Origin of the sequence: Shigella sp. FJ200513 (assembly GCF_040495915.1) — a bacterium.
In the GTDB taxonomy this organism is placed as follows: Bacteria; Pseudomonadota; Gammaproteobacteria; order Enterobacterales; family Enterobacteriaceae; genus ECMA0423.
Map to the genome: position 1 here is coordinate 1 of NZ_JBDYCV010000142.1, position 7900 is coordinate 7900.

The following is a 7900-nucleotide window of genomic DNA, read 5'->3' on the forward strand; positions in this document are numbered from 1 at the left end:
TTTCTGCTCATTATTAGCTCCTTCTGATGCCATTCTATTTCAGGAAGGAGTGTCCGTTAAACTCAGGCTACCTCACTCCTTTGTGAGAAATCAAATTACCGCGTAGTGAAACCGAAGCGCCATCGTGCATGTTTTTTGCGAAATCAACGGTCATTTTTTTTGCATCATCGGTTCCGCGATAGCCATCTTCTATTGCATGAGGCGGCGGTGGCGCTGCATCCTGTTTTAAACCGCCCTGGTCATCTGCCAACGCATAAGGCATGACAAGAAAACTTGCTAATACAATGGACTGAAATTTCATACTAACTCCTTAATTGCGTTTGGTTTGACTTATTAAGTCTGGTTGCTATTTTTATAATTGCCAAATAAGAATACTGCCAATTGTTATAAGGCATTTAAAATCAGCCCACTAGCTGTCAAATATTCAGAGAATTTGACTCACTAAAGTTAAGAAGATTGAAGAGTCTTAAACATGTTTTCAGAATAATCGGATTTATATGTTTGAAAATTATTATATTGGACGAGCATACAGAAAAAGCAAATCACCTTTACATATAATAGCGTGGACAAAAAACAGTGAACATTAATAAAGATAAAATTGTACAACTCGCAGATACCGACACTATTGAAAACCTGACATCCGCGTTGAGTCAAAGACTTATCGCGGATCAATTACGCTTAACTACCGCCGAATCATGCACCGGCGGTAAGTTGGCTAGCGCCCTGTGTGCAGCTGAAGATACACCCAAATTTTACGGTGCAGGCTTTGTTACTTTCACCGATCAGGCAAAGATGAAAATCCTCAGCGTAAGCCAGCAGTCTCTTGAACGATATTCTGCGGTGAGTGAGAAAGTGGCAGCAGAAATGGCAACAGGTGCCATAGAGCGTGCGGATGCTGATGTCAGTATTGCCATTACCGGCTACGGCGGACCGGAGGGCGGTGAAGATGGTACGCCAGCGGGTACCGTCTGGTTCGCGTGGCATATTAAAGGCCAGAACTACACTGCGGTTATGCATTTTGCTGGCGACTGCGAAACGGTATTAGCTTTAGCGGTGAGGTTTGCCCTCGCCCAGCTGCTGCAATTACTGCTATAACCAGGCTGGCCTGGCGATATCTCCAGGCCAGCCATTGGTGGTGTTTATATGTTCAAGCCACGATGTTGCAGCATCGGCATAATCTGAGGAGCCTTACCACGCCATTGTCGATGCAGGCGTTCCAGATCTTCGCTGTTACCTCTGGAAAGGATCGCCTCGCGAAAACGCTGCCCATTTTCACGCGTTAATCCGCCCTGCTCAACAAACCACTGGTAACCATCATCGGCCAACATTTGCGTCCACAGATAAGCGTAATAACCTGCAGCATATCCGCCACCAAAAATATGGGCGAAATAACTGCTGCGATAGCGTGGCGGTATAGCAGGAAGATCCATATTTTCCGCCACCAGCGCCCGCAATTCAAAATCATCGACATCCTGCATTGCTTCGTTTTCTTCCAGGCAATGCCAGCGCATATCGAGAAGTGCGGCGCTAAGCAGTTCGCTCATCTCATACCCTTTGTTGAACAGGCTGGCATTACGCATTTTCTGTTGCAGTTCGTCAGGCATTGCTGCCCCGCTCTGATAATGCCGGGCGTAGCGAGCGAATACCTGCGGATGCGTTGCCCAGTGTTCGTTGATTTGCGACGGAAATTCGACAAAATCACGCGGCGTGTTGGTGCCGGAAAGCGTGGCATAACGCTGGCGGGCAAAAAGGCCGTGCAGCGTATGACCAAATTCATGGAATAAGGTTATTACATCATCCCAGAGTAACAACGCAGGCTCACCGGCAGCGGGTTTCTGATAATTGCAGACGTTATAAATTACCGGATGCGTTTCATTAAGCGTTGATTGCTCAACAAAATTGCCCATCCATGCACCGCCGCTTTTTGAATCACGGGCGAAGAAATCACCGTAAAATAACGCCAGTCCCACGCCATTATGATCAAAAATTTCCCACACACGAACGTCAGGATGGTAGACCGGAATATCAAAACGTTCGACAAACTTAATACCGAAGAGCTGATTCGCGGTCCAGAATACACCCTCATTTAACACCGTGTTTAATTCAAAATATGGCTTGAGCTGCGCCTCATCAAGATCAAATTTCTCCCGCCGTACCTGTTCCGCATAAAATGCCCAGTCCCACGGCTGCGCGCTAAACCCGCCCTGCTGCTTATCGATAACCGCCTGTATGGAGGCTAATTCATCGCTCGCACGTTGACGCGCCGCTGGAACAATTTCCCGCATAAAGTTGAGTGCTGCTTCTGGCGTTTTTGCCATCTGATCGGCGATTTTCCATGCGGCATAATGAGGAAAACCAAGCAGTTTCGCCTGCTGTGCGCGAATCTCTACCAGACGTTGAATGATAGCGCGGGTATCATTGGCATCATTTTTTTCCGCTCGCGTCCAGCCCGCAATAAACAGTTTTTCACGCGTCGCACGATCGCGCATTTCGGCAAGCGCCGGTTGTTGGGTGGTATTCAGCAGCGGAATCAGCCATTTGTTATCCAGACCTTTCTCGCGAGCCGCCTCTGCCGCCAGCGCAATCTCTTGCTCACTCATTCCTGCCAGCTGCGCGATATCGTTCACAACCAGACCGCCGGATTTATTTGCTGCAAGTAACCGCTGGTTAAACTGGCTGGTCAGGGTCGCAGCTTCTGTATTCAGTACTTTTAATTTTGCTTTATCAGCTTGTGCAAGTTTGGCTCCGGCAAGGACAAAACGTTGATGAATAACCTCCACCAGGCGGATGGATTCACTATCAAGCCCCAGGGATTCACGGCGCTGCCAGACAGCATCTACCCGCGCGAATAATTCACCGTTCAGATAGATATCATTAGCCAGTTCCGCCAGTTCAGCGGAAAACTGTTCATCAAGACGCTGTAATTCATCATTGGTATGCGCCGCAGTCATCGCAAAAAAGACGCTGGTAACGCGGGTAATTAATTCTCCGCTTTGTTCCAGTGCCAGAATAGTATTGTTGAAATCAGGCGTTTGCGGGTTAAGCGCGATGGCAGCAATTTCTGCCCGCTTTTGTTGCATTCCCTCATCGAATGCCGGGCGATAGTGATGATTGGCAATTTGATCAAAATGAGGAGCCAGATACGGCAGTGTGCTTTGCACAAGGAAAGGATTCATTGTTGTCATTTTCTTCTCCTGAACGCGAGGTGTTCCATAGCGTAGGCTTACTGATAACGGAGTGCAATCTTGCAAACCAGTATTACCCGCTCTTAAGCATCACGTGCTATGTTATTGACACACAAAAGCGTTGAGGAACAGTGAGATGATCGTTTTAGTAACTGGAGCAACGGCAGGTTTTGGTGAATGCATTACTCGTCGTTTTATTCAACAAGGGCATAAAGTTATCGCCACTGGCCGTCGCCAGGAGCGGTTGCAGGAGTTAACAGACGAACTGGGAGATAATCTGTATATCGCCCAACTGGACGTTCGCAACCGCGCCGCTATTGAAGAGATGCTGGCATCGCTCCCTGCCGAGTGGAGCAATATTGATATCCTGGTAAATAATGCCGGCCTGGCGTTGGGCATGGAGCCTGCGCATAAAGCCAGCGTTGAAGACTGGGAAACGATGATTGATACCAACAACAAAGGCCTAGTATATATGACGCGCGCCGTCTTACCGGGTATGGTTGAACGTAATCATGGTCATATTATTAACATTGGCTCAACGGCAGGCAGCTGGCCGTATGCCGGTGGTAACGTTTACGGTGCGACGAAAGCGTTTGTTCGTCAGTTTAGCCTGAATCTGCGTACGGATCTGCATGGTACGGCGGTGCGCGTCACCGACATCGAACCGGGTCTGGTGGGTGGCACCGAGTTTTCCAATGTCCGCTTTAAAGGCGATGACGGTAAAGCGGAAAAAACCTATCAAAATACCGTTGCATTGACGCCAGAAGATGTCAGCGAAGCCGTCTGGTGGGTGTCAACGCTGCCTGCTCACGTCAATATCAATACCCTGGAAATGATGCCGGTTACCCAAAGCTATGCCGGACTGAATGTCCACCGTCAGTAATTTTTATACCCGGCGTAACTGCCGGGTTATTGCTTGTCACAAAAAAGTGGTAGACTCATGCAGTTAACTCACTCACAAGCAAGAACGAATGACCGTCGAAACGCAACTTAATCCCACACAGCCTGTCAATCAGCAGATTTATCGTATTCTTCGTCGCGACATTGTCCATTGCCTGATTGCACCAGGCACACCGTTGTCGGAAAAAGAAGTTTCTGTTCGTTTCAATGTGTCACGCCAGCCGGTTCGTGAAGCCTTTATTAAACTGGCGGAAAACGGCCTGATTCAAATTCGTCCGCAGCGTGGCAGCTACGTCAACAAAATTTCCATGGCCCAGGTGCGCAACGGCAGTTTTATCCGTCAGGCCATTGAGTGCGCGGTGGCGCGTCGGGCGGCGAGCATGATTACCGAAAGCCAGTGCTACCAACTGGAACAAAATCTTCACCAGCAACGCATTGCCATTGAGCGCAAGCAACTGGATGATTTTTTTGAACTTGATGACAACTTCCATCAACTCCTGACGCAGATTGCCGACTGTCAACTGGCGTGGGATACCATTGAGAACCTGAAAGCGACCGTTGATCGCGTGCGCTATATGAGTTTCGACCATGTTTCTCCACCAGAAATGCTGTTACGCCAGCATCTTGATATTTTCTCTGCCCTGCAAAAACGTGATGGCGATGCGGTAGAACGTGCAATGACGCAACATTTGCAGGAAATCAGCGAATCCGTGCGCCAGATCCGCCAGGAAAACAGCGACTGGTTTAGCGAAGAGTAATTCATTTACTCTCATCCCATCCGGGATGAGAGGCTTTTCCCCCCGCCTTACGGCTCATGCATGCATCAAAAAAGATGTGAGCTTGATCAAAAACAAAAAATATTTCACTCGACAGGAGTATTTATATTGCGCCCGTTACGTGGGCTTCGACTGTAAATCAGAAAGGAGAAAACACCTATGACGACCTACGATCGTAACCGTAACGCAATCACCACTGGCAGCCGTGTTATGGTTAGCGGCACCGGTCACACTGGCAAGATCCTGTCGATTGATACTGAAGGTCTGACCGCTGAGCAAATCCGCCGCGGAAAAACCGTAGTTGTTGAAGGTTGTGAAGAGAAACTGGCACCTCTGGACCTGATTCGTCTCGGCATGAACTAAGTGTGTGAATGCCGCCGATGGCGGCATTGCTTTTTTTACTTCACGGAATATTTCGCCACGGTCGCTTTCGCGCCATGCGCTAATAAAGACAAGTACGCTTCCGTCACTTTTGCAGTAAACAAGCTATTGTCTGGCAAATCATCACCAAAGATTGCCTTAATCGCCAGCAATGACTGGACGCGCGCTTTCCCTTCGGCACTACTTTGTACAGCCTTCTGAATAACAGGTAACAGTGGGTCACTGATTTCTATCGGATTTCCCTGTTCATCAACACCACCGACATAACGCATCCAACCCGCGACGCCCAGCGCCAGCAGATCGAACTTGCTGTCATGCGCCAGATGCCAGCGAACAGAATCCAACATCCGCTGTGGCAATTTCTGGCTGCCATCCATCGCAATCTGCCAGGTTCGATGACGTAACGCCGGGTTGCTATAGCGTGCAATTAATCGGTTAGCGTAATCTTGCAAATCAACGCCCTGCACTTTCAGCGTCGGCGCTTGTTCCTGCAACATCATGCCATACGCCGCATGACGATAATGTTCATCTTCCATACAGTCATTAATGTGCTGATATCCAGCAAGATAACCCAGATATGCCAGGAATGAATGACTGCCGTTGAGCATGCGCAACTTCATCTCTTCATAAGGCAGCACATCACTAACCAGTTCGGCTCCCGCTTTTTCCCATTCCGGACGTCCGGCTACAAAGTTATCTTCGATAACCCACTGGCGGAAAGGTTCACAGGCAACGCCAGCAGGATCGCGCACACCGGTAAGTTGTTCGATTTTCGCCAGCGTATCCTCTGTCACTGCGGGCACAATACGGTCCACCATTGTTGATGGGAAAGTCACGTTATCTTCGATCCATTGTGCCAGTTTTACATCAACGGCTTGCGCGTAGGAAGTGACAACGTCACGCATAACATGACCGTTTTCTGGCATGTTGTCACATGACATGACGGTAAATGCGGGAAGTCCTGCCGCTTTACGGCGAGCCAGCGCCTCAACAATCACCCCTGTTGCTGTTTTCGGCTGGTGGGGATTTTGCACGTCGGCAGCGACCATCGGGTGCTCGAGCATTAACTGTCCGGTCGCCGGAGAGTGGAAATACCCTTTTTCGGTGATTGTCAGAGAGACAATCGCGATTTGCGGTTCACACATCGCAGCCAACACGGTTTCTAAGCCATCCATCTGTACGTGCAAGGCTTTTTTAACGACGCCAACGACGCGAGCCGTCCACGCATCGGCCGACATTTCCGCAACGGTATAAAGATTATCTTGCTGTTGTAAATCGGCAATTTGCTGTTCGCCGCCGATTAAGTTGACCTCATAATATCCCCAGTCACTGAAATGTTCTGTAGCAAGAATATCGGCATACACGCCCTGATGCGCACGGTGAAATGCACCAAAGCCTAAATGAACAATTCTTGGGGCCAGGTTATTACGATCATAAACAGGGAGTGTCGCTTTTGCTGATAACAAATTATTTCCCATAACAATTCCTTAAATTTAAATATGGCAAGCTATATGTTTTGTTATATGAATAAAAATCCCCTCTCCGGTAAGAGAAGGGATTGAGGGTTTACAGACTTCTGGAAGGTTGCGCAGCTCTTACAACACGCGGTTGATCTTCCGCAGCGTCTTCCAGCGCACTTAAATCACGGTCTTTCACCTCTGGCATTTTCAGCGCAGAGATTAAACCAATCACTGAATATGCCATGATCATAATGGCGATCGGATACCAGGATTCCGTCATGGTGCAGAAAATACCCGCCAGGATAGGACCAAAACCGGAAGCGATAAGACCACCAATTTCTTTTGAAATAGCCATCCGGGTGAAGCGGTTTTTACAGCCGAACATTTCTGCCATGGTAATGTTTTCCAGAGCAAATAATCCCAGCACCGCACAGTTATGAATCACAATCAGTGCAACCATAATGGTGCTCGGGGCATAGCTTTTATCTACGATGATAGAAAGCATTGGCCACGCCAGCACAATCGCAGAGGTATTCATAATAATATACGGGATCCGGCGACCAATTTTATCGGATAACCAACCAAGGAACGGAATGGTCATAAAGCCGAGAATCGAACTGATCATCAATGCATCTGTTGGAATTGCTTTGTTAAACAATAACGTCTGTACTAAATAGCCTGCAAGGAAAGTCTGAATTAAACCGGAGTTACCCGCCTGACCAAAACGCAGCCCTGTTGCCAGCCAGAAGGATTTGCTCTGGAACATGCTACCAGCAGGTGCAGGTTTTGCTGTCGGTTGGTTGCTGTCGTTAACCTTCTCAAAGACCGGGCTTTCTTTCAGATTCATACGCAACCAGATAGCAAAGACCATCACGACAACGCTCGCCAGGAACGGTATACGCCATCCCCACGCCAGCAGTTCCTCTTTACTGAGAATGAAGAACATAAAGGCCCAGATTGCCGTTGCGCTTAAGGTGCCGCAGTTAGTTCCCATAGCCACAAATGAGGAGATAATTCCGCGCTTACCTTTTGGCGCATATTCCGCCAGCATCGTACCGGCACCGGAAATTTCCGCACCTGCACCCAATCCCTGAATAATACGCAGCGTCACCAGCAAGATGGGTGAGGTAGCCTGAGTTTAACGGACACTCCTTCCTGAAATAGAATGGCATCAGAAGGAGCTAATAATGAGCAGAAA

General features: G+C 48.6%; 6 protein-coding genes and 2 pseudogenes. 4 read left to right on the forward strand and 4 right to left on the reverse strand.

Features of this window, described 5'->3' with window-relative positions; genetic code table 11:
• Positions 1–76: 76 nt before the first annotated feature.
• Positions 77–301 (reverse strand): annotated as a pseudogene (ydeI, locus tag ABZJ92_RS19510) (YdeI family stress tolerance OB fold protein); the annotation flags it as partial.
• 275 nt (positions 302–576) lie between these two features.
• Between ydeI and ABZJ92_RS19515 the strand changes: the two are divergent.
• Positions 577–1095: a 2-oxo-tetronate isomerase gene (locus tag ABZJ92_RS19515; protein ID WP_001024558.1), complete on the forward strand. Its 519-nt coding sequence runs from the start codon at positions 577–579 to the stop codon at positions 1093–1095.
• 44 nt (positions 1096–1139) lie between these two features.
• On the opposite strand, the gene dcp is transcribed toward ABZJ92_RS19515, so the two are convergent.
• A complete protein-coding gene (gene dcp, locus ABZJ92_RS19520; protein ID WP_005068122.1) occupies positions 1140–3185 on the reverse strand; it encodes a peptidyl-dipeptidase Dcp in 2046 nt (681 codons plus the stop codon).
• 136 nt (positions 3186–3321) lie between these two features.
• Between dcp and ydfG the strand changes: the two genes are divergently transcribed.
• The 3 genes from ydfG to ydfZ all read left to right on the forward strand — a co-directional run bounded on the left by ydfG (position 3322) and on the right by ydfZ (position 5224).
• Complete coding sequence (ydfG, locus tag ABZJ92_RS19525; protein ID WP_005050098.1) at positions 3322–4068, forward strand: bifunctional NADP-dependent 3-hydroxy acid dehydrogenase/3-hydroxypropionate dehydrogenase YdfG; 747 nt, start codon at positions 3322–3324, stop codon at positions 4066–4068.
• 88 nt (positions 4069–4156) lie between these two features.
• Positions 4157–4843, forward strand: coding sequence for a DNA-binding transcriptional regulator rspR (gene rspR / locus ABZJ92_RS19530; RefSeq protein ID WP_000215549.1), 687 nt, complete (start codon positions 4157–4159; stop codon positions 4841–4843).
• A 177-nt stretch (positions 4844–5020) separates the two neighbouring features.
• A complete protein-coding gene (gene ydfZ / locus ABZJ92_RS19535; RefSeq protein ID WP_000214712.1) occupies positions 5021–5224 on the forward strand; it encodes a putative selenium delivery protein YdfZ in 204 nt (67 codons plus the stop codon).
• Between the two features lie 35 nt (positions 5225–5259).
• Here ydfZ and ABZJ92_RS19540 read toward each other — a convergent pair whose 3' ends face one another.
• Together ABZJ92_RS19540 and ydfJ are read right to left on the reverse strand one after the other, a co-directional pair.
• Complete coding sequence (locus ABZJ92_RS19540) at positions 5260–6720, reverse strand: mannitol dehydrogenase family protein (RefSeq protein ID WP_000527804.1); 1461 nt, start codon at positions 6718–6720, stop codon at positions 5260–5262.
• 88 nt (positions 6721–6808) lie between these two features.
• Positions 6809–7828: pseudogene (gene ydfJ / locus ABZJ92_RS19545) on the reverse strand (MHS family MFS transporter YdfJ); the annotation flags it as partial.
• Positions 7829–7900 lie beyond the last annotated feature (72 nt).